Source organism: Vibrio ostreicida, from assembly GCF_013074385.2.
Classification (GTDB): domain Bacteria; phylum Pseudomonadota; class Gammaproteobacteria; order Enterobacterales; family Vibrionaceae; genus Vibrio; species Vibrio ostreicida.
This window is the reverse complement of sequence record NZ_JABEYA020000001.1, coordinates 571494-595186: the sequence shown is the minus strand read 5'-3', so window position 1 is coordinate 595186 and position 23693 is coordinate 571494. Positions and strand designations below refer to the sequence as shown.

Annotated in this window: 20 protein-coding genes; 8 read left to right on the top strand and 12 right to left on the bottom strand. The window is 45.7% G+C overall.

The features are described from left to right. The first annotated feature begins 22 nt into the window (after positions 1-22). A complete protein-coding gene (locus HLM86_RS02485) occupies positions 23-559 on the top strand; it encodes a GNAT family N-acetyltransferase (RefSeq protein ID WP_076584986.1) in 537 nt (178 codons plus the stop codon). A gap of 60 nt (positions 560-619) precedes the next feature. Here HLM86_RS02485 and HLM86_RS02480 read toward each other — a convergent pair whose 3' ends face one another. From HLM86_RS02480 to HLM86_RS02450, 7 genes are all read right to left on the bottom strand, one after another. Further along, positions 620-1909: an NAD(P)/FAD-dependent oxidoreductase gene (locus tag HLM86_RS02480; protein ID WP_076584988.1), complete on the bottom strand. Its 1290-nt coding sequence runs from the start codon at positions 1907-1909 to the stop codon at positions 620-622. Between the two features lie 341 nt (positions 1910-2250). Beyond that, entirely contained in the window at positions 2251-2691 is a 441-nt protein-coding gene (locus HLM86_RS02475) for a YqiA/YcfP family alpha/beta fold hydrolase (RefSeq protein ID WP_076584990.1), read from the bottom strand. A gap of 103 nt (positions 2692-2794) precedes the next feature. Then, complete coding sequence (locus HLM86_RS02470; protein WP_076584992.1) at positions 2795-3649, bottom strand: phosphotransferase; 855 nt, start codon at positions 3647-3649, stop codon at positions 2795-2797. 17 nt (positions 3650-3666) lie between these two features. Further along, positions 3667-4257 carry a penicillin-binding protein activator LpoB gene (gene lpoB / locus HLM86_RS02465; protein WP_076584994.1) on the bottom strand — a complete coding sequence of 197 codons (591 nt, stop codon included), beginning with the start codon at positions 4255-4257 and terminating at the stop codon, positions 3667-3669. Positions 4258-4329: 72 nt separating this feature from the next. Continuing rightward, on the bottom strand, positions 4330-4719 hold the full coding sequence (locus HLM86_RS02460) for a YcfL family putative periplasmic lipoprotein (RefSeq protein ID WP_076584996.1): 390 nt from the start codon (positions 4717-4719) through the stop codon (positions 4330-4332). Continuing rightward, the gene (locus HLM86_RS02455) at positions 4716-6137 is read right to left on the bottom strand and encodes a COG3014 family protein (RefSeq protein ID WP_076584998.1); all 1422 of its coding nucleotides are present in this window, start codon (positions 6135-6137) and stop codon (positions 4716-4718) included. Before HLM86_RS02455 ends, HLM86_RS02460 begins: the two co-directional genes overlap by 4 nt. Before the next feature lie 74 nt (positions 6138-6211). Next, positions 6212-6562, bottom strand: a complete 351-nt coding sequence (locus tag HLM86_RS02450) for an HIT domain-containing protein (protein ID WP_076585000.1) — start codon at positions 6560-6562, stop codon at positions 6212-6214. Between the two features lie 423 nt (positions 6563-6985). On the opposite strand from HLM86_RS02450, the gene HLM86_RS02445 reads away from it, so the two are divergent. Next, positions 6986-8152, top strand: a complete 1167-nt coding sequence (locus tag HLM86_RS02445) for a DUF1887 family protein (RefSeq protein ID WP_076585002.1) — start codon at positions 6986-6988, stop codon at positions 8150-8152. Between the two features lie 67 nt (positions 8153-8219). On the opposite strand, the gene fadR is transcribed toward HLM86_RS02445, so the two are convergent. Beyond that, the gene (gene fadR, locus HLM86_RS02440) at positions 8220-9059 is read right to left on the bottom strand and encodes a fatty acid metabolism transcriptional regulator FadR (protein WP_076585004.1); all 840 of its coding nucleotides are present in this window, start codon (positions 9057-9059) and stop codon (positions 8220-8222) included. A gap of 686 nt (positions 9060-9745) precedes the next feature. Here fadR and nhaB point away from each other — a divergent pair. Both nhaB and dsbB read left to right on the top strand, forming a co-directional pair. Then, positions 9746-11335: a Na(+)/H(+) antiporter NhaB gene (nhaB, locus tag HLM86_RS02435; RefSeq protein ID WP_076585006.1), complete on the top strand. Its 1590-nt coding sequence runs from the start codon at positions 9746-9748 to the stop codon at positions 11333-11335. 93 nt (positions 11336-11428) lie between these two features. After that, entirely contained in the window at positions 11429-11950 is a 522-nt protein-coding gene (dsbB, locus tag HLM86_RS02430; protein ID WP_076585008.1) for a disulfide bond formation protein DsbB, read from the top strand. Between the two features lie 71 nt (positions 11951-12021). On the opposite strand, the gene HLM86_RS02425 is transcribed toward dsbB, so the two are convergent. Both HLM86_RS02425 and lrp read right to left on the bottom strand, forming a co-directional pair. Further along, positions 12022-14853, bottom strand: a complete 2832-nt coding sequence (locus HLM86_RS02425; protein WP_170882040.1) for a DNA translocase FtsK — start codon at positions 14851-14853, stop codon at positions 12022-12024. A gap of 219 nt (positions 14854-15072) precedes the next feature. Continuing rightward, positions 15073-15567, bottom strand: a complete 495-nt coding sequence (gene lrp / locus HLM86_RS02420) for a leucine-responsive transcriptional regulator Lrp (protein WP_076585013.1) — start codon at positions 15565-15567, stop codon at positions 15073-15075. 174 nt (positions 15568-15741) lie between these two features. On the opposite strand from lrp, the gene ald reads away from it, so the two are divergent. After that, positions 15742-16866, top strand: a complete 1125-nt coding sequence (gene ald / locus HLM86_RS02415; protein WP_076585015.1) for an alanine dehydrogenase — start codon at positions 15742-15744, stop codon at positions 16864-16866. A gap of 198 nt (positions 16867-17064) precedes the next feature. On the opposite strand, the gene yfbV is transcribed toward ald, so the two are convergent. Then, on the bottom strand, positions 17065-17517 hold the full coding sequence (gene yfbV, locus HLM86_RS02410; RefSeq protein ID WP_170882041.1) for a terminus macrodomain insulation protein YfbV: 453 nt from the start codon (positions 17515-17517) through the stop codon (positions 17065-17067). 346 nt (positions 17518-17863) lie between these two features. On the opposite strand from yfbV, the gene HLM86_RS02405 reads away from it, so the two are divergent. The 3 genes from HLM86_RS02405 to HLM86_RS02395 all read left to right on the top strand — a co-directional run bounded on the left by HLM86_RS02405 (position 17864) and on the right by HLM86_RS02395 (position 22703). Then, positions 17864-19060: an acetate kinase gene (locus HLM86_RS02405; RefSeq protein WP_076585019.1), complete on the top strand. Its 1197-nt coding sequence runs from the start codon at positions 17864-17866 to the stop codon at positions 19058-19060. 138 nt (positions 19061-19198) lie between these two features. Next, on the top strand, positions 19199-21343 hold the full coding sequence (gene pta, locus HLM86_RS02400; protein WP_076585021.1) for a phosphate acetyltransferase: 2145 nt from the start codon (positions 19199-19201) through the stop codon (positions 21341-21343). Between the two features lie 310 nt (positions 21344-21653). Further along, on the top strand, positions 21654-22703 hold the full coding sequence (locus HLM86_RS02395) for a GGDEF domain-containing protein (protein ID WP_170882042.1): 1050 nt from the start codon (positions 21654-21656) through the stop codon (positions 22701-22703). On the opposite strand, the gene HLM86_RS02390 is transcribed toward HLM86_RS02395, so the two are convergent. Then, positions 22653-23609, bottom strand: a complete 957-nt coding sequence (locus HLM86_RS02390) for a glutathione S-transferase family protein (protein ID WP_170882043.1) — start codon at positions 23607-23609, stop codon at positions 22653-22655. The two genes, HLM86_RS02395 and HLM86_RS02390, sit on opposite strands and share 51 nt — an antisense overlap. Positions 23610-23693: the final 84 nt, after the last annotated feature.

The window sequence follows — 23693 nt, the reverse complement described above, 5'->3', positions numbered from 1 at the left end:
GCCATAGGAGTGAGGAAACGATTTGAGCCCAGACTATCAGATTGTTACGCCCAGATTAGTGTTGAAGATGATCACACAAGAAGATGCCGGCGCATTGAAGGCTCTGATCTCTCAATCACCCAGCCTGCACCGCTGGGTTGATTGGTGCCATGTGGCACTATCACAACAAGAGGCAGAGCGTTTTATTTTAGCCACTCGGCTCAACTGGGTTAAAGCCCAAGCGTACGGGTTTGGCGTATATCGGCGAGGTGACAATGCCTTACTGGGAATGGTTGCGATCAACGAACTGTATCATACGTTCAATATGGCAAGCTTGGGTTACTGGATAAGTGACGCATTTCAAAATCAGGGATACGCTAAAGAAGCCGCTAACGCCCTGGTCGAATTCTGCTTTTCACAGCTAAAAGTCACTCGGATCGAGGTGGTCTGTGATCCAACGAATCTGCCCAGTCAAAAATTGATTGAATCCTGTGGTGGTCAGTTTGAAGTTCGAGCGAACAACCGATACCTTTTCAATGGCGAGCCCAAAGAAGGCTTAGTTTATTCGCTCATACCTTAAACCAAAAAAGAGTACTTACGTACTCTTTCATGTTTAATCGTGTCGAACCACCGATACACTTTAGTGCAATTTAAGGTTGGGACGTAACACCCGATTAATTCGACCCATCAAAATGATCAATGCGGTTTTAAACACACCATGCAGAGCCATTTGGTGAAGACGATACAGTGAAATATACACCATACGTGCAATACGCCCTTCGACCATCATTGACCCTTTGGTCAGATTCCCCATTAGACTGCCGACGGTCGAAAAACGACTCAATGACACTAAAGAGCCTTTGTCCTTATACACATAAGACCGTAAATCACGGCCATTCAATTTAGCCACAATATTAGAAAACGCACAACTGGCCATTTGATGGGCCGCTTGGGCTCGTGGAGGGACGAAGGAACCATCGGCTTGAGCACACTGAGCCAAATCACCAATCACAAATATATCATCATCGCGCGTCGTTTGAAGGGTATCTTTGACCACCAACTGATTAATACGATTGGTTTCGAGCCCAGCTAAATCTTTGATAAAATCGGGGGCTTTTATGCCCGCGGCCCAGACCATGATTTGCGCCGGTATTTTCTCACCGTCTTTTGTGAGCAAACTTTGGCTATTCGCTTCGGTGACCATCGTCATGGTCCGGACATTAACACCTAATTTGGTCAATTCATGATGGGCAGCGCTAGAAATTCGAGGGGGCAACGCTGGAAGAATGCGTTCACCGGCTTCGATTAAATTCACTTTGAGTTTGCTTGAATCTAAGTCGCCAAAACCATAAGTGCGAAGTTCTTTAATCGCATTATGCAATTCGGCAGACAGTTCTACACCTGTCGCACCAGCGCCAACAATGGCAATATCTACCGTACCATGGCCATTTTTGGCATGGAGTTTGAGAAATTCGTTGTTCATTTCCGTGCGGAATTTACGAGCCTGATCAGGCGTATCAAGGAAAATACAATGCTCTCTTACGCCCGGAGTGTTGAAATCGTTTGACGTAGACCCGAGCGCCATAACTAAAATATCATATTCCAGTTCACGGCAAGGCATAAGCAGTTCACCGTGTTCATCTTTGAGCTCCCCTAACCTAATCACTTTCCGTTCTCTGTCGACATCCTCCACACTGCCCAATTGAAAGTCAAAGTGATGATTTTTCGCATGAGCTCGATAGCTAAGCGCGTCCACACCTTCATCCAATGAACCTGTCGCAACTTCATGCAATAAGGGTTTCCATAAATGACTGGACTTGCGATCAACTAAGGTGACTTGTGCACGTCTTTTCCGACCCAGTGTACGACCAAGTTTCGTCACAAGCTCCAATCCACCTGCCCCACCGCCTACTACGATAATTCGAGTCATAGCAACTTTCCTCTAAAAATAAATAAATCTGTATCACGCTAATCCGTCAGCATGATGAAATAGTGCACATTTTAGGTCCGTCGGCTGAACATACTTCAGTCTTACGAGCTGGGGACCACAGAGGTTTATCTAAGACACATTATTTGGGTAAAGTCATCTTGAGGCTCGGCGCCAAACATCTCGGCATGTATGAACCAATTGGGTAAGTTTACGACTTACTCTTAATTATTAGAATGTGAGAACCTAGCCATTATATCGGCCAAAATACGTCACGCAACTAAAGATTGGAAAGGGGTGGTGAAGAGCAGAAAAGCAGGAATACCGCTGATAAGAAGGAATAATTAATTGGCGAGTTTAAACGCTTTAATTGCTTGTAAATGCTTAGTCAGACTGGGAAATTGATGAGACTGATTGCTATCCCAGATGATATCGTAGAAACGTTCAAGCTCTTGCTCGCTGTGAATGTTGTCGTCAATTTCATCGTTGTTGGATAGGATCACCAAAGCGCGCCCTGTGTTTTTAAAACGAAAGCCTTCGATACATTTGGTGCCTATATCCTGATACTCTTCGGGTCTATCAATAAGGCCAATCATGGTCTTTTCCGGATAAAGGTTCGGGTCAATCATCACCTGTTTGATTCCACACAAAAATCCAACTTGCTCGGACCAATAACCACCTAGCCCAACCCCACAGATGAGCACTTCATCGTCAATAAACTGTAATTGATGGATTTTTTCGTCGTTGCTTGAACCGGTTGCGTCAAAGTCGTGTAAATAAACAATCCTTTTCCTACCCTCTATTGTCTGCCCACTTAATCTAGCAAAAAAAGTAGGGCTTTACAGTCAAAGAAGGGATTTCTCTCGCTCAGGTATTCGAACCGTGAAGTTAACGACAAAATGTATCACGTAACTTCTCAGCTTGAATCAAGTAGTCTTCTTCTCCCCATAACTGATACGCCAGCAAGTACCACAGCATGGTCATCATCGTCACTCGAGGTTGCCAAGCCATGACGCCTTCAACCCAGTCATCCACCCCCTCAACACTTCTAAGCTGGCAATAGCGGTATACGGATTCAAGTAATGGCTCTCCCGAGCTGGCAATACTGAGTGTCAGATCAAGTCGAGGGTCGCCAATCGCTGAATATTCCCAATCAATCACTTTAGGGCCATCATCCTGTCTCACCATGTTATATCCAGCAAGGTCAAAATGGCATAAGGCTTGGCCAATATCCGCTAAGGCTGGTGCTGATCGCCACTGATGGTAAAGCTGGGCATACTCTTCAGACTTAAATTGATCTTTTAAGCGCATCCAATAGTGATCAATTCGCGCGGTGTAATTGAACGGCGCCACCGGTATTGAACCTGTCTCTAAATTATGAATATCGCACAAAACCTTGAGTATCGAATCAAACGATACCGATTCGGTCATCGACTCTCCTTCTAGCCACTCAACCAGCAAACCCTGTGGGTTAATATGAATGGCCTTGGGTGCGATATGGCAATCTTCTATTGCCGATAATATTTGATATTCTTGGAAACGCGAAAGAGAAAAGGCTTGAGTGATAGCGGTGGTTGGCCGCCAAACGTAACTGTCGCCGCTGAGGGTGACGACCCTCCAGCAGCGATTGGTTAGCCCTCCGGCCAGCGTTTGAGCATAGTCCGGTGCGGGCGTAAAGAAGTGATTAAGTGACACTAATGAATGGTCTAGCTGACATGCTTCATGCCAAGACATTCTAGCCATAAATCACCCCTTATTCCTTAAAGGCCTAAAAAGCTCTTTGAGCCCTGTTTACGGATCTCAGTTTCGTCAGCCCATTCGATCAAGCCCGTTTCCAAGTCCATAAGGCGCATAGTCATCTTATAGTAGACGTCCTTATCGCTGCCATCCGCTTTAGCGATACTGGATAAGTTACCGTATAACATATACTGTGCACCGACCATTTTACCAAACTGAATCGCCGTGCTTTGATTAACAAGTTGGTCATTATTCTGGAAATTCAATTGTTCACGAACAGACTCAACACGCCCCATATCAACAAATCGGAAGCTGCCAGAGTTCAGCATCTTAGTGCTAATGGTATCGGTAATCGATTCTGTATCAATATGCTCGCTGGTCTTATTTTTAATACGCTCGACAAAAACAATAGGGCGAGCATTGCGCGTGATAGCGGTCACCGATCCAGATGACAACATGCTGTCGACCATTTCACCGGCGATTTTTTGCAAATCTGTCGAACCAAAATCAATCGTGGTCGTTTCCACTGCCTGTGCATCACCATAGCTGACTTTATTTGAACAACCGCCCAAAATAACCGCCAAGCCAAGTAATGCGATAACACCTTTTTTCATTCTTGGTTCCTCAAAGTTGTGTAAGATTTTATGTTGTAAATATAGAACTAAAGCTGACAACCTTGGTTCTATCTAGTTGTTGTTTTCACGAATCTGAACTCGGAATTGAGTCCCTTGCGGATTCACAGAAACTTCAGAAATTGCCATTGTTTCTAAACCACGGACAATAGCCTGACGCCAAGGACCCGGTTTATTATTGACCTCCAAACCATTATCGTCATACCAATAAAAGCGATACTGGATAGATTGATTCCCCTTATATTGGCTGGCTAAGCGCACGATACCACGCGTTCTTCCTTCGGCCTCTACCGTGGAAATGTCTTCAATTTGTAAACGCCCCGAAAGCGTGTTGTCACCGAATAAGACGGTCTGTGACGCTCCATCGATACGAAGCCCAGACGTGTTGCTAGCGCAGCCCACTATCATTAAGGCAGCGATTGCTGTGATTAGCCATTTTTTCATCTAATTTTTCCTAGTTGTTTATGCCAAATTGTTGCGTTGCCGCCCTGACGAGAGGCCCAAACTAAGACGGTCTGCCCCGCCTCTACATTAAATTGATACGTTTTCTCACCCAAAGACAAAGAGTGATCACCAGCGTCAACCACCGAACTGCTGCTTCTAATGTTGCTCGGTAAGGTCACCCAGCTTCGCGTATCGGGTTGCTCAGTAAGCGTGTTCCAGATATTCATTAGAGCATTAGCAAGTTGGTCATCTTGCACGGCTGACTTTCGCAGTTCATCTTTTGCCCAAACTCGCAGCGCCTGTCGAATGATGATGGTGGGCATGCGCTCGGTCAGATTACGTTGCGCCATCAGATTAACGTCGGTCAACAAGTGGCTTTTAAGCGGTTGTTGATCCAATTGAACCGCCGAATAAGACTCACTAATCGCATCCGGATAGTAGGGAATGGCGAGAGTATAGACAGCCGATTTTCCGTGACTGTCATAGAGAGGTAAAGCTTGTTTCCAGCCCTGAAGAGCTTCAACAATGCCCTGTTCTTGCAAGACAATCACCCGACCTTTACTTTTATCCAATAAATGGACCTGACCATAACGCTTTTGCAATTTGGCCAGATCGTCATTCATACCGAGCCGCTTGGCAACACGCATTGCCCCGTCAATCACCTCGGCATTATTCGGTATCACCGCCAATGCTCGTCGATAATCGACGTAGGCATCATTTAATGCATTGTCGGCCTCATACAATAGCGCCGATAGATACAACAAATAACCATTCTGCACCGCTTGTAACGTCTTGCCCGCATCAGGGTAATGAGACAATACACTGCCAAGATTTGATGTTAAACCTTGAGCTTGCATATCTTTTTGCGCCGATTCGAGCTCCTTTTGCCTATCTTTACGAGCCTGCTCTTGCACCTTATTGGCGCGTCTCATCTCAATCAAAGCCCCTTCTAAACTGTTCTTTTTCAGGTAATTGAGTCCGAGGTAAAGGTGCAAAAAACCCAGTTCATAATCTGCGGGTTGATAAATGCTTAGATTGTCGTTTACCGCTAAAGCTGTCACGCTCGCCGCCGTCTCGGACAAAGAAATCGTGGCGCTATCCTGCTGAACTCGAACCGCTTTATCACCTAATTCAAACGCAGATTTACTTTGTGGATATTGCTGATTGAGTAGATATACCCTGCCTTTTTCAAAACTATCAAGGATATCTCCGGCGACGTCTTCGGGCAAAGCTTCCTGAGCTTCTTGATACTGTCCCATCTTGACAGCTTGGTATACCTGATTATTTTGCGCGCTATAGTGGCTAAACAAATTGCCTGCCGAAAGGTTGGCGCATGCAGAGAGCACAGCAGAACTAAGCACCACTAATGCGAGCCGAATGGGTTTATGCACTTCGTATTCCAAGTTAAATATTGACATTAATTCATCGTCGTTTCCGATAAGCAGCACGTTGAAAAACGGATTTCAACACTGCCCCAGACACAGAATCGAACTTAACTCATGAGCATAGGACCAAGAGGGCGTCCGCCAACTAAATGCATGTGAAGATGGTATACTTCTTGGCGACCATGTGCATTACAATTGACGATCAGTCGGTAACCATCTTGGTCGATCCCCTCTGCTTTGGCCAACTTACGCGCCACGGTAAACATCCGCCCCATGGTGGCTTCATCTTCTTGTTCAACATCATTTGCTGTTGGTATCAGCTTGTTCGGAATAATCAAGATATGACTAGGTGCACGAGCGTTAATATCACGAAATGCGGTCACCAGTTCATCTTCATAGAGGACATCGGCAGGGACTTCTTTGCGTATGATTTTACTGAAAATGGTTTCTTCAGCCATGAAGGACTCCATTAGGTATTGTTTTCATTAATCGTTTGCCAGAATTATGCGCCAAGCTCAGCAAGATCACAATAAAAACAGTGTTCACTTCGAGCAAATAACCTACTCTTATTCATCAATAGTGACGCATTTCCTACTAATAGAACACGTTAGGTCTCACTTTCAATACGACTGACTCTATTATTTCAAATAACGCCGTAAATCAAACGACTGACCTTTACACCTCATTTGACAGCAACCCATCGAAAAACCAAAAAGAGAGTTTCTCATCTTTTCTTTGTAAAGATACGGCAAATAATTTCCCGAACACGGTTAATTTTTTTCAATGGCCTTGTTTTTTAGGGCTCGTATCGTTATATCCGTTGTTGAGGCTTGCCCACTTTTAACTCACCCCCTATTGCAAGCCAACCATGAGGAAAATATATGGCCGTCCATGTTGGCATTATTGATCAAGATCCGATTCGTCTCATCACCCCACTTCTCGATCTTCGGACCGTCAGCCGTCATATCGTTTTTATCGGCGTCAAAGATCAAATAGGTATCTATCAACGTCTGAACAGTGTGCTCGCCAAACGAAGCATAACATCAGAGTTTTTCGAAATACCTCATGTTGCAAATACCTCAAGAATAAAGCGTGCTATCGGCATCTTGGCCGACGATCTCAATGCACGGGGCGAAGATGTAAAGTTAAATGCCAGCTGCGGCCTACGTCATCGCCTATTGTCCGTTTATGAAGTGTTCCGCACTTTTCACTGGCCTATCTTTGTTGTCGAGCCGAGTAGTGATCGCCTATGCTGGCTCTATCCTGATGGAAAAGAGGATATACAAGTCGAAGATTGGATTACAATCGAAGACTATCTGACTATTTTTGGTGCAAGAGGCGAGTTCAACCAGCAGCAACTCCCCCCCCAATTGGATCGTAAGCTCTACCAGCTGGGCGAACGCTGGGCGAGCAATGCTCTTGAGCTCGGACCCGGGCTTGCAACCTTGAACTACCTTGCCACGACTTGCCGAAAAGAACAGAAACTCAACGTTGCCTTGTCTGAGAAACAGCAGGGCTACCGCGAACTCAATATGCTCATCAATGATTTGGTCGAAGCGGAAATCGCAATTTATGATGAGGGAATACTGACATTTGCCAACGAAGATGCTCGCCGTTTCTCCAACGGAGAATGGCTGGAGACACTGGTTCATAGCACCGTGCGTCAGATACAAAAAGATATGCCGACGATTCAGGACCACTCGCTCAACGTCCAAGTATATCGTCAACTTGGGGATCGGGAAGTACGCAATGAGCTCGACGTCGCCTCGGTTGTTAACAATAAATTGCATATTATAGAGTGTAAAACCAAGGGGATGAGAGACGATGGTGATGACACCCTTTACAAACTCGAATCTTTGCGTGATTTATTAGGTGGATTGCAGGCCCGCGCCATGCTAGTCAGCTTTCGTCCGCTGCGTTATAACGATATCACCCGAGCAGAAGATCTCGGCCTCGCGTTAATTGGCCCTGATGAGCTCAAAGACCTCTACACTAATTTATCACTTTGGTTTAAGGCCGCAGGCGGTGGTGAGGAGACCGTCTATTAATTCTTCAGAACGTGCCGTACGATAAAAAACCGCCTTTTGATAAGGCGGTTTTTATTTCAACTGAGACTTAACAATCGTCTTCTGTAAAATCAGTAGGGAGAGAGGTTTTCATCTCATTCCAAATCTGAGCACTTTCCAGACCGTATTGGCGAACCACAGTCGTAATGCGTTCACGCTCACCTGTTTCACAAACGTCCAATAAATCAGCATAGAACTTGAGCGCCAGATTACGCGCCTGTGGGTTGGAAAAATAGAAACTGCCAACCCGATCATACAATTTCTTCAGGCCATTAAAAATGAGCCCATAAATTTGGTTTCCTGAATGGAACGCCAACCGTTGAAACAGCATGTAGTCATAAAAGTTGAACGTCTTAGCTAGCAGTATTGACTGACGCTTCGCTTCATCCTTGCCGCCATCATCTTTGATATGCTGCTGAATTTTTTCAGCATAAGGCGAAGACGCCATAAACGTATCCCAAGAATCCGCAGCCAGTAGACTTTGACAAGAGTCAATCACACTGGTTATCGTTCTCTCTACGTTATCTTTATTGACCTTAAAAGCGTAACGCATAAATATGGGACTAATATTGGTGCGCGCAGCAAGCAGGTCCTCAACAATAGAGGTCGCGTTCTCTGCATCTAATGTCATCAGCGTATCGAGGATATGCAACCCCGACGTTTCCATGAATTGATTCACCTTAGTCGGTTTACCATGTTGAATGGTTAACCAACCATCACGGGCAAGACGTTGAAGTACCTCACGCAACGTGGTGCGGGTAACACCAATGAGTTCAGAGAGTTCACGCTCAGCGGGAAGTATCGAACCAGGAGGGAAGCGCCCTTTCCAAATACTTTCAATGATGTATTTTTCTGCAAAACCTGCAGGGCTCTTTGCCTTAATGACCATTAATTTATTTGTCCAATCTTTTTACTTATGGGTTCGGATAGCACTCATCATACCACTAGTTAACGGATATCGGAAACCATGCTCAATGAAAGTGAAGGCTTCTTACCAGTAGTTTATTTGCTCTAAAATAAGTTGAGCGTTTGCGTTTTTATGGCTGACAGCCAATGCCTAGATTTGAGCATTTATTTTTTTTAAAATACGCCACAGGCACCGAATTTAAATGAAATGCAGTCCTGATGTCTATTCTAAAAATAACAGTATGTAGTCGTTGTTTTCATGCATTATTATGACATAACAATGGGAATTTAAGCTCTTCATCAAGCAAGTCTCACGAATTGTCTTTTTTCACAACTATCACCTCACTTTTACGCCACTCAGATCCCGTTTTCAAACAAAAGTCCAATGAGTCTTTTATCAATATAAAGTTAATTATTGACTAAATTAACTTGAGGAGTAGAGTTGCGACCAAAGTAAGGAGTGCTTGTCTTTCTCAGGGAGTAACTTAGTAAAACCACATAACACATATCCTCGTGTCGTTTTTCTAAGTCACTGTTGAATTAAATGTATTGCTAACCATTGTTTCAAGGCTCATCCTTTCGCGCGATGATCCCGAATCCGTTACGCAAACACATAGATACAAGCACACGCAGTGTCTAATCATTACAACATTTAAGAGTATTAGTATCATGCCGATGTCGCTCGGGAATGCTTTCATTAAGAATTTCTTAGGAAAAGCCCCAGATTGGTATAAAGTTGCCATTATTTCATTTCTCGTTATCAACCCTTTTGTCTTCTTCTTCGTAGACCCATTTATGGCAGGATGGTTGCTGGTCGCAGAGTTTATTTTTACCTTGGCGATGGCCCTAAAGTGTTACCCACTTCAACCCGGCGGATTGCTGGCAATAGAAGCCGTAGCAATCGGAATGACCAGTGCGGAACAAGTGAAACACGAATTGGTCGCCAATATTGAAGTTTTATTACTTCTTGTCTTTATGGTGGCGGGTATCTATTTCATGAAACAGCTGTTGCTGTTCATTTTTACGAAAATCCTGTTGGGTATTCGCTCAAAAAGCCTTCTGTCTGCGGCTTTCTGCTTTGCCGCTGCTTTTCTTTCCGCCTTCCTCGATGCGTTAACCGTGATAGCGGTCGTCATAAGCGTTGCCGTCGGTTTCTACGCCATTTATCACAAAGTCGCTTCGGGTAAAGGTTCAACCGCTTCCCACGACCACACTCGCGACGAACACCTTTGTGAACTGACTCGAGACGATCTTGAAAACTATCGATCTTTCCTGCGTTCTCTATTGATGCATGCTGGTGTCGGCACGGCGCTTGGCGGTGTTATGACCATGGTTGGCGAGCCTCAAAACCTGATTATCGCTGACCAAGCTGGCTGGCAGTTTGGGGAGTTTATCGTTCGAATGCTGCCCGTGACCGTTCCCGTCTTTATCTGTGGTTTAATGACCTGTGTCATGGTCGAAAAATTGCAGATTTGTGGTTATGGTGCTCGTCTGCCAGACAACGTTCGCAAAATTCTGGTTGACTTCAATAACGCAGAAAAACGCAACCGCACCAAACAAGATGTCGCTAAGCTGTGGGTTCAAGGGGCGATTGCAGTTTGGTTGATCGTAGGTTTAGCCCTTCATCTTGCCGCGGTTGGGCTTATCGGTCTATCCGTGATTATCCTCGCAACCGCCTTCACGGGCGTAATTGAAGAGCATTCCCTTGGGAAAGCGTTTGAAGAAGCCTTACCTTTTACCGCTCTTTTGGCGGTGTTCTTTTCCGTTGTGGCCGTGATCATTGATCAATCATTGTTTAAACCCGTCATAGACGCGGTACTGCATGTTGAAGACAAAGGAATGCAACTCGCGCTATTTTATATGGCCAACGGCGTGTTATCTATGGTCTCAGACAACGTGTTTGTCGGCACCGTTTATATCAATGAAGTCAAAACCGCCTTAGTTGAGGGCTTGATTACACGTGATCAGTTTGATCTGCTCGCCGTGGCAATCAATACTGGGACAAACCTTCCCTCAGTAGCAACACCCAATGGACAAGCGGCGTTTCTATTTTTGCTGACGTCAGCTCTCGCGCCGCTGATTCGACTGTCTTATGGACGCATGGTCATTATGGCGTTGCCTTATACGATTGTTCTTGCACTCGTTGGACTGGCAGGCATCGTCTTTTTAGTCGAACCGATGACCATCTGGTTTTATGATGCAGGATGGATTTCTCAGCATACTGGCGAGGTCATCGACGCCGTATCAGCTGGTCACTGATCGCTAATATTGAAAAGTTTCAGTTGAAAGGGAAACTTTTACGCGTTAAAAAGCTCTGATTAGTCAGAGCTTTTTTATATACAGGATATTGCTGTGAACCTTCTTAATCGAATCAAGTCATTCTCACAAACTCGTCAGTCTTGGTTACTACTGCTCGCATTTGTGGTCTTTTTCCAAGCCATGGCGCTTTACTTTCAGCATGTCACTATGCTCGCGCCTTGCGTGATGTGTATCTATGAGCGCGTGGCAATGTTTGGTATTGGCCTCGCGGCTGTGATTGGCTTGCTATCACCTCAAAACAAAAGCGTTCGATGGTTGGGCTTAGCAACATGGGGCTTGAGTTCATTGAAAGGTTTTATGCTCGCGCAGGAACATGTTGATTACCAATTCAATCCCTCACCCTTTGCAACCTGTGATCTTTTTGTCAGGTTCCCAGATTGGGCTCCGCTCAATACTTGGTTCCCTTCCATCTTTGAAGCCTTTGGCGATTGCAGTGAAGTTGTCTGGCAATTCCTTTCACTATCAATGCCGCAATGGCTGGTCATCATTTTCGCCACCAACTTGGTTGTCTTTTCGGTCATTGTAATCGCACAATTTATCGCTCAAAAACGGTAACTCAGGGCGGATAACAAAAAAGCGCAGGTCAACAAACCTGCGCTTTTTTATTTGGTACCATTAAACCTGAGTTAGTTCATTTCACGTCCCGGGGCTGGGGCAAGTACTTCTCGGTTACCGTTATGGCCGGGTGCGCTAACGATTCCTTGAGTTTCAAGTTGTTCAACAATACGCGCCGCACGGTTATAACCAATTTTGAAGCGACGCTGAACCCCTGAAACCGAACCACGTCGTGACTGAACAACATGTTCGACAACTTGATCGAATAATGGGTCCATCTCCTCTTCACCATCCGGTTTTTCACCGGGCAAAAGCGTCTCAGGATTTTGATCGCCACTGATAATGTCTTCAATATAGTTAGGTTTACCGCGTGCTTTCCAGTTGTTCACTACCGCATGAACGTCATCGTCGGATGCAAAAGCCCCATGGACACGCACGGTATGACTCGAACCCGGCGGTAAATAAAGCATATCCCCCATACCCAATAGTGACTCTGCACCTCCTTGGTCAAGGATAGTTCTCGAGTCTGTCTTGGTTGATACGGTGAAAGCAACACGCGCTGGAATATTTGCTTTGATAAGACCAGTGATAACATCGACCGATGGGCGTTGAGTAGCGAGAATCAAATGAATGCCCGCAGCCCGCGCCTTTTGAGCAAGACGTGCGATAAGTTCTTCAACTTTCTTGCCCACGACCATCATCAAATCAGCGAATTCATCAACAATCACGACAATGTAAGGCAGTTTTTCCAGAAGAGGGGCATGTTCGTCCATACTGTCCCCTGATTGCCACAACGGATCATGGATAGGGTGACCAGCCTCCGCGGCCATTTTTAGCTTATCGTTAAAGCCTTTAATATTACGGACCCCGAGAGCGGACATTAACTTATAGCGTCGTTCCATCTCTCCTACACACCAACGCAAAGCGTTAGACGCATCCTTCATATCTGTGACCACTTCTGACAACAAATGAGGGATCCCTTCGTAGACAGAAAGCTCCAGCATTTTCGGGTCAATCATTATGAAGCGCACGTCTTCTGGTGTCGATTTGTAGAGCATGCTAAGGATCATCACATTGACCCCAACCGATTTACCAGAACCTGTCGTCCCCGCCACAAGAACATGAGGCATTTTTGCTAAATCAGCGACCACGGCTTCGCCAGCAATGTCCTGCCCTAAAACCACCGTCGTTGGTGATTTGGCTTCAATAAAGTGTTGGCTACCTATAACGTCTGAGAAATACACGGTTTGACGGCTCATATTGGGCAACTCAAGACCCACATAAGGCTTGCCAGGAATCACTTCAACCACACGCACTGCCATTGCAGATAGCGAACGGGCTAAGTCCATAGAAAGTCCCGAGATACGGCTAACCTTAACACCCGGTGCTAAATCCAGTTCAAATCGTGTAATGACAGGTCCTGGGAAGATGTCCACCACTTCTGCTTTGATTTTGTAATCGGCCAATTTTGCTTCCACAAGACGAGCAATGTCTTCTAGCGCGGCTCGATCGATAAAGTTTTCACGCTTTTCTGGGTGATATAACAATTCGAGTGTTGGCATTGGCTCTTTAGGTATCGGTAAATCAGTGCCTTTCTGGACAAGGAATGGATTCTGCTGCGCGACAGTTTTGTCCTGCGCCTCAGCCACAATATTTTGAAAAGCAGTCACATCTTCATCGTCTTCATTGACATCAAAAGTCGAAATCAACGGTTCCTGACGCTGAAGCTCAGGTTGAGGTTCTGCCGATATTGGGGCCAAATCTGTCGGGGTCACTGCCGGTTTAACCTCATCAAGGCACAGGGGCTCTTCTCGACGCCAAGGCATACTTTCTACGAGCTGATCAGTCTCAACGGGATCGGTGACCTTTGAAATCGACAGCTCCTCGTCATCGCTGTGGTCAAGGTCTTGCTCTTGTATCGCGTAATCATCATCAACTTGTGCAGCGGCTTCAAGTTGTTCTATGGTGGCATTTAGTTGTTCAGTAAGCGCGGGTTCTGGGGCCGGTAGAGAGTCAATCTTTGTCGGCACTGGCTGCTCTTCAGTGTCACTAAGAAGGAGTTCAGCCGCGGGTTCTGTACGCTCAACGAACCTAGTTTCTGCTTGCACAGGGGTCTCAGGTAGATGGATATTAAAACGGCGTGGTCGAATCTCATTGAAAGGGCTATCCACGTCACTGCTTATCTGAGTCTGTTCGTCTTCTGAGGCATTCACGTGCTGGCTGGTCAGTTGTGGTTCAAGGACTTCTTCTCCTGTTTCCCCTCGCAGTCTATTCACCCCTTGAGTGATCGCATTTATCACGCGCTCCCCAATCCAGTCAACAATGGTTAACCAAGAAATCCCCGTTAACAATGTAAAGCCAGCTCCCCACAAGAACAAGAAAACTAAAATAGTCCCCAGCACATTTAATGTCGGTAGCGCCAAGCTGGTCAGCACATCACCAATCACCCCCCCTGAGGAAAAATACCACAGATCATCAAAGTTAATGTCCGCTAAACCGCAACTGGTTAGAATCAGGATGGTCAGTCCAAGCAAGCGGGTTCCCCACAACATCAAGTTAATCGATTCATTCTCACCGCGTTTTCTCAACATAACCCAAGCAGTAAACGTAAGAACAAAGGGCATAAAATATGCCAAAGACCCCAATGTAAAAAATAACGTATCCGCTATCCAAGCACCGACGATTCCGCCCGCATTAGCGATCTCTCCCCCCCATGCCGTCTGAGACCATGAAGGATCAGCGGGGCTAAAGGTCAGTAATGCGACCGACATTAATATCGAAAACAGCACAATCACTATCAGACTGGACTCTTTAAGACGTTGAGGGCCATTAAGACGAGAAGACTGAGGCTCTTCTCCGGTTTTGACTATGGTTTCAACTGTTTTCTTATTCTCTCTGAGCATAACTCACTTTCTGCTTCGTGATACCAGTTTGCTTGATAGGTATGGTTGATAAAAGCTCGATGCTTCTCTCAAAACCAAAATGATACCGTGCAAATCAGTCAATAAAAAAAATAGTCCTAGTGGCGATGCCACTAGGACTATTGATTTAACCATATCAGGACTTAAAACCCAATTGCCTTGAGTCAGAATATCGAAAGGTATTTCGCTATCTATGACTCATTAACGAGTTTTGATCACTAACTGGTTTGTTTGCTTCACCTCTTCCATAACAACATACGTACGTGTGTCATTAACACCAGGAAGACGCAAAAGCGTATCGCCAAGGAGCTTTCGATAAGCACTCATGTCCGAAACCCGAGTTTTCAACAGGTAATCGAAATCACCTGACACCAAATGACATTCTTGGATGTCATCAAGTTTCTGAACCGCTGAGTTAAATTGTTCAAACACGTCAGGCGCACCACGGTTAAGCGTAATTTCTACAAAAACCAACAGTGACGCGTCAAGAAACTGCGGATTCAACAGCGCTGTATAGCCATTGATGTATCCTTGACGCTCAAGACGACGAACACGTTCTAAACATGGTGTGGGCGAAAGACCAACACGTTTAGACAATTCAACGTTTGAAATTCGACCGTCTTTCTGCAGTTCGTTAAGAATGTTGCGATCGATACGGTCTAGATCCTTAGACGGCTTCTTATTGTTGTCTGCCATTTTTTATTCCACCTTATTACTTCCTTGCAAAAAAATATACTACAACTTTTTAATATTCAGTATCAAATTTTATTTAATCGTATCTATACTAGGCATTAATTCGACAGAATTACCCTACACACAGTTAATACAACTAATATAGTTTATACAACCAATATAAAATGAGGATTCAGGATGATCATTGGCGTACCTAAGGAAATCAAAAACCACGAATACCGTGTTGGTATGATTCCAGCAAGCGTTCGCGAGCTAATCTCGCAAGGACACCAAGTGTTTGTAGAAACCCTTGCCGGTTCTGGCATCGGGTTTTCAGACGATGATTACATCGCTGTCGGTGCATCCATTCTTCCTACCGCTGCCGACGTTTTCGCGCAAGCAGAAATGATTGTAAAGGTCAAAGAACCTCAAGCTGTTGAGAGAGCCATGCTCCGTGAGGGACAAATATTATTCACCTATTTGCACCTCGCTCCAGATTTCCCACAAACTGATGAGTTAATCAAAAGCAAAGCCGTCTGTATCGCTTACGAGACTGTAACAGATAATATGGGTCGCTTACCACTACTTGCTCCTATGTCTGAGGTCGCAGGTCGTATGTCCATTCAGGCTGGCGCACAAACTCTAGAAAAGTCGCATGGTGGCCGCGGTCTGTTGCTTGGTGGCGTGCCAGGGGTTGAGCCAGCGAAAGTTGTTGTTGTCGGCGGTGGTGTCGTCGGTGCTAATGCTGCACGGATGGCGGTTGGGCTTCGCGCTGATGTGACTATCCTTGATCGCAATGTCGATACACTGCGTCGTCTTGATGAAGAATTCCAAGGCCGCGCGAAAGTGGTTTACTCCACGGAAGACGCCATTGAAAAACACGTACTCGAGGCAGACCTCGTGATCGGTGCGGTTCTTATACCAGGTGCAGCAGCGCCTAAGCTCGTCACGAAAGAGCACATTGCTAAGATGAAGCCTGGTGCCGCGGTAGTAGACGTCGCCATCGACCAAGGTGGCTGTTTCGAAACCTCACACGCAACCACTCACGCAGAACCGACTTACATTGTCGATGAAGTCGTACACTACTGTGTGGCGAATATGCCAGGTGCGGTCGCCCGAACCTCCACATTTGCGCTGAATAATGCCACTCTTCCCTACATCGTCAAATTGGCCAACAAAGGTTACCGTGAGGCCCTACTTTCTGATGGTGGCTTCCTAGAAGGTCTTAACGTTATCCATGGTAAGGTTACATGTAAAGAGGTCGCAGAAAGCTTTAATTTAGAGTACGTCGATCCCGCTGACGCTATCGCGATGTTTAATTAATTATTCATAGACATCAAAAAGGCGCTAAAGCTCACTTTAGCGCCTTTTTTTATTCCTCTAAGATAATCTCGCTTCAAGCAATCAACAGCAAGTGTCCGTCCAGCGACGATCCAGTGGCGTAAGCGTCTCTGATTGACCCGCCAACCTCTCACTGAGTTAACTTGAGCGCAACGGCATGTTTGAGACTGACGTGCTGTTTTAAAACCAACGTTCTAACGCCGATTTATCCAATTGGTTAAACGCCCGATTGAGTATCTTGGCCAACTCTTTGTAGCGTGGGCGAGTTTTCAACGGCTCCAGCGCAAAACCACTTTCAACAATTTTTTGATGAATTTCACGATACCAGCCCGCTAAAGACGGCGGTAACTGGGTATTGGCACGATTACCTAACCACCACATACCTTGAATGGGCATGGTAATCGCAAACAGGGCAATGATGATGGATTGAGGCATCGCCTGATAGTTATTGAACGCCATTTGGGTCAACAGACTAATAGCCGCACTCGCTGGCATAACCTTAATACCAAACTTAGTCGCCTTAACGATGCGTTGTTCAGGAAACAACATATTAAGCTCCTTACGCATCGGCCAAATTTCCATGTACTTCTGCCCATCACGTAAGTTATGAACTAAACCGACTTTATTACTCATAGCACTCCCTCACTCCAGCTCAAGGCCTGAACCTAAAATTTAGTTGAAAACTTCAACTAATACCGCAATAAATTGACGAAAATTAATATTATTTAAAATTTTTTTGTTATCATTAGCAATTGTCGTTATCCTTTGCAGGCCCACAACCTCATTGTTGCCGTAATTTGCAATTTAAGCAACTCTAGGGACCTTTCTGCAGCGGATGCAAGGCCAGTTAACCACGGTTACTGGCTCTTATATACGGAATTCGACGTTTTATTGACCAAGGTTAGTACGCAGTATTTTTACGCTTCGTCTATTCTTGTGGTTAATTTTTATCTAAACCGATTATTACAGGTAGTCACTCATGTCTAAGCTAGTTTTAGTTTTAAACTGCGGTAGTTCTTCTCTTAAATTTGCAGTTGTTGATGCCCAAAGCGGTGATGAGCATCTCACTGGTCTCGCAGAGTGTCTGCACCTTCCAGAAGCTCGAATTAAGTGGAAGCTTGATGGCAAACATGAAGCCCAACTAGGTAACGGCGCAGCGCATGAAGAGGCGCTCGCATTTATGGTAGAAACTATTCTGGCTTCGAAACCAGAACTCTCAGAAAATCTAGCTGCAATCGGCCATCGTGTTGTCCACGGCGGTGAGAAGTTCACTCAATCAGCACTGATTACTGCTGATGTTCTTAAAGGCATTGAAGACTGTGCAACGTTAGCACCGCTTCACAACCCTGCTCACATTATCGGTATTAAAGCGGCGCAAAAAGCATTCCCCGCACTGAAAAATGTCGCCGTCTTCGACACGGCGTTCCACCAAACAATGCCTGAAGAGTCATACCTATACGCCCTGCCATACCATCTTTATAAAGAACACGGCATTCGTCGTTATGGCATGCATGGCACCTCACACCTATTTATTACACGTGAATGTGCCAATATTTTAGGTAAGCCTGTTGAAGACGTTAACATTATCAACTGCCACCTCGGCAACGGCGCTTCTGTGTGTGCCATCAAAAATGGCCAGTCTGTTGATACCTCAATGGGGCTCACGCCACTTGAAGGCTTGGTAATGGGAACTCGTTGCGGTGATATCGATCCTGCAATCATCTTCCATTTACACGATACCTTGGGTTATTCAGTAGAAAAAATCAACAACATGCTGACCAAAGAATCTGGTCTGGCTGGCCTCACCGAAGTGACATCTGATTGTCGTTTTGTTGAGGACAACTACGGCGAAAAAGAAGAAGCGACTCGAGCAATGGACGTATTTTGTCATCGGTTAGCAAAGTACGTCGCCGGCTACACTGCAACGTTAGATGGCCGTCTGGACGCGATCGTATTTACCGGTGGCATTGGCGAGAACTCTGGCCCTATCCGTGAAATGGTGTTGAACCGTCTAGGGGTATTCGGTATCGAAATTGATGGTGAAGCAAACCTTAAAGCACGCTTCGGCGGCGAAGGCACCATCACAACGGCAAACAGCCGCATCCCAGCAATGGTTATCTCGACCAATGAAGAACTCGTCATCGCTGAAGATACCGCGCGTCTTGCCAATCTTTAATTGATTTGATCGGCTGACGTTGTGGGTTTCCTTGGGTCAGCCGATCTTACTCCCATTAATCTGGGGCTTAACTCCTATTCCAAAAAGAAAGGAATAAGCAGTTAAGCTTTTACCCCAATCGCTAAAGGTACTCTCAGAATGTCTCGTACTATTATGCTTATCCCTGCAAGTGCTGGTGTTGGTCTTACCAGCGTAAGCATGGGTGTTCTTCGCGCGATGGAGCGCAAAGGCGTTAAAGTTTCTTTCTATAAGCCGATCTCACAACCTCGCTCTGGTACTGATCAACCGGATCTAACCTCAACGATTGTTGGCTACAACAGCGATATGAAGATTGGTGAGCCTCTGGCAATGTCGCTTACCGAAAGCCTCATTGGTAACGACAACATGGATGAGCTGCTGGAAACCATTGTTGAACGTTACAATCAAATTAATAAAGATGCTGATGTCACTCTGATTGAAGGCCTAGTACCAACCCGAAAGCATCCATTTGCCAACCAAGTAAACGCTGAAATTGCAGCCACTCTCGGAGCGGAAATTGTGCTTGTTGCGACGCCAGGTACTGATAACCCTGCACAATTAAAAGAGCGTATTGAAGTCGCATGCTCAAACTTCGGTGGGACAAAGAACAAAAACATCTCGGGCGTGATTATCAATAAGCTCAACGCACCCGTCGACGAAGCGGGCCGTACTCGCCCTGATTTGTCTGAAATCTTCGATGATGCCGACAGTGCAAAGCAAAATGAAATGAAAGTGATGGAAATCTTCAACACTTCTCCTATTCGTGTTTTGGGCTGCGTACCTTGGAGTATTGATCTGATTGCCACTCGTGCGATTGATATGGCCAAGCACCTGAAAGCTGACATCATCAATGAAGGCGATATCAACACACGTCGCATCAAGAGCATCACCTTCTGCGCTCGCTCTTTACCCAATATGATTGAGCATTTCAAACCTGGCTCTTTGTTGGTGACATCGGCAGATCGTCCCGATGTTATTGTAGCGGCTGCACTTGCCGCAATGAATGGTGTCGATATTGGTGCGGTATTGCTGACGGGCGGCTACGATATCCCAGATTCGATCGCGGGGCTTTGCAAGCCAGCATTTGATTCTGGCCTTCCTATCTTTAAAGCGCAGGGCAATACGTGGCAAACGTCACTAAACCTGCAAAGCTTTAGTATCGAAGTCCCAGCCGACGATAAAGAACGTATTGAGTTTATTAACGAACACGTTGCCGGGCACATTGACGGCAATTGGATCGAGTCCATGACAGAAGGCACGCAAAAGTCGCGTCGATTGAGCCCTCCTGCTTTCCGTTACCAATTGACTGAATTTGCTCGTAAAGCGGGTAAGCGTATCGTTCTACCTGAAGGCGATGAGCCACGTACCATAAAAGCAGCGGCCATTTGTGCTGAGCGCGGTATCGCCGAATGTATATTGTTGGGGAACCCTGAAGAAATCAAACGCGTTGCTGCTCAGCAAGGTGTTGAGCTCGGTGCTGGCGTCACTATCATCAATTCAGACGAAGTCCGTGAGAATTACGTGGCACGATTGGTTGAGCTACGCGGCGCCAAAGGCATGACCGAAGTGGTTGCCCGTGAGAAGCTCAGGGATTCTGTTTTTCTGGGCACTATGATGCTTGAAAATGACGAAGTGGATGGCTTGGTTTCGGGCGCAGTGCATACCACCGCAAACACGATTGTACCTCCATTTCAGATCATCAAGACCGCACCTGATGCCTCCATTGTGTCTTCTATCTTTTTCATGCTACTGCCCGATCAAGTTTTGGTTTATGGTGATTGCGCCATCAATCCCGACCCGACTGCGGAGCAACTGGCGGAAATTGCCATTCAATCTGCCGACTCTGCAACCGCATTTGGCATTGACCCTCGCGTTGCCATGATCTCATACTCTACAGGTGAATCAGGCAAAGGGGCGGATGTAGATAAAGTGCGTGAAGCCACCAAACTGGCCCAGAAGAAACGACCGGATCTTGTGATTGATGGGCCTCTCCAATACGATGCTGCCATAATGGAAAACGTTGCCGCATCTAAAGCGCCTAATTCACCCGTCGCAGGAAAAGCGACGGTGTTCGTCTTCCCAGACCTTAACACAGGTAATACGACCTACAAGGCGGTGCAACGTAGTGCCGACCTCGTCTCTATTGGCCCAATGTTGCAAGGCATGCGTAAGCCGGTAAATGATCTATCCCGTGGTGCTCTAGTCGATGACATCGTCTATACCATTGCGTTGACCGCCATTCAATCGGGTCAAGAACAGCATTGACATTAGGTGCCTTTGTTAAGCCCTGCGGCTAAAATCGCTTTGGCGACCTGCAGCGATAGGGCTTATTTTACATCATTTGTCGACTGAGTTATTGACGTACACACTGGCATCATAGTGTGTACGTTTTTTATTTCTCACATAGCGACAAATCTATATTCTCTCTCATTCATTAACGTGTCTTTCATATCACACCTCTCAACCACCTTTGGGACGTTTACTACGACTGAGTTGTCGAGCTCCACCCCAATCACCACATATTCTGACCGCACTTATTGCTACACTGTAGGAAAAGACCAAAATCGGAGTCAAAATGGCACTTCAATTATTGTCCTCTGTGGGCACGGTTGAGAAAAGCGTATTAAAAACAACTAGCCTTTTTTTGTCTCTTACAGGCGCCGGTTTTACAATCGTTAATTTTTTTATCTGGGACGTGCCAAAATTTGGGTACATTGACTTCGCTTATACCCTGCTATGCTTGTTTATCTTCAGTAGAATACAGTGCGGTCACTATAAACCTGTATATTCGGTATTGCTTATCTTCGGACTCAGTACGGTATTAATTCACAGTCTTCTGGTAGCAAAGGGGTATTCAATACTGGTGTTTTGGGCCTTTTGTTTACCACCGGTGTTCCATATCTTGCTCAATCGTTATATCGGCTCGGCCCTCACACTGCTTTTTTTTGTTGCCGTGGTATTTATCTTCTTATCGTACCCACCATTGGTCCATTCCAGTGCCCATACTACGTTTAATTTCGCGATTCCTTACATCCTTATATGGGCGATTGCCTTCGTCCATGAAGACGTCAGAGACAAGGTCCAAACCCAGCTCAACTTAGCGGCACTGACGGATCCATTGACTGGGGCTAGAAACAGGCTGTGTTTAGACAATGATTTACTCCATCGAATGGAGTTTCTCAACCAACACTTCCTGCTACATATCGACCTCGATCATTTCAAAACCATTAATGATACTCATGGCCATATCGTCGGCGATAAAGTCCTACAAGCGATCACAACATCGATTCTTTCACACCCCGACATAGCATATTTCTATCGCGTCGGAGGAGAAGAGTTTTGCGTGATATTGGGTGCCAACAATATCAGTAATGCCTTATCTCTCGCCAATGAACTTCGCCATAACGTTGAACAAACACCCGTAAAGCATGAGGAAAACGCAATCAATGTCCGTTTTAGTGGTGGACTGAGTGAGTTTGTGATCACCGAGGGAAGTATTGATCTTGATGCGACCCTAGCGACGACCGACAAAGCCCTTTATCAAGCGAAAGCCAAAGGCAGAAATCAAATCGTACTATCCACACGAACCGAGGACATGACGCTCGTGATGGGACATGAGATCTAGCTCAGGCCCTTTAGGGACAATTTGAGTCGGGTTTATCCCAGTGTGGCTAAAATAGTAATGGCGTTTAATATGATAGAAATCCGTCGTTTGAGCGATACCTTCAACCTGATACAGTTCCTTCAAGTAACCCTGTAAATTCGGGTAGTCGGCAATCCGTTTTTTATTGCATTTAAAGTGACCAACATAAACGGCATCAAAGCGTACCAAAGTCGTAAATAATCGCCAATCGGCTTCCGTTATTTGGTCCCCTACCAGATACCGTTGTGAGCTCAAGTGGCGGTCTACGGTTTCCAAGGCCTCAAACAGGGAGTCATAGGCTTCTTCGTAAGCCGTTTGACTGGTGGCAAATCCACAGCGATAGACACCATTGTTAATTCGTGGATAGATATAATCATTCCACTGATCAATCGCATCACGTAGTGCCGCTGGATAATAATCCATGGTGTTACTCGAGATATCATCAAATTCTGAATTGAACATCCGAATGATTTCAGAGGATTCATTACTCACAATGGTATTGTGCTTCTTATCCCATAAAACCGGCACAGTGACACGTCCTGAGTAATCGGGTGTTGCCTGTGTATAAACTTGATGCATTCGTGTATGACCAAATAACGGCTCAGGCAGGCCCATTTGCCAACCCTCGTTCATCATGTCGGGGCACACAACCGTGACATCAATATGGGACTCTAGCTTTTTTAACCGGCGAAATATCAGGGTTCTGTGTGCCCAAGGACAAGCCAAAGACACATACAAATGATAACGACCTGACTCTGGAATGAACCGAGAGTCAGGGTGTTTTTTAATCCAATGGCGAAACCCCGCATCTTCTCGAACAAACTGCCCACTGCTTGCCTTGGTATCATACCAAGTGTCGTGCCATACCCCTTCAACCAACTTACCCATAATCTACTCCTTAAAAACAATGCATCTTTCAAGTATAAAAAAAGCCAACTTAATCTGAAGAAGAAGAAGTTGGCTTTGTTGTTC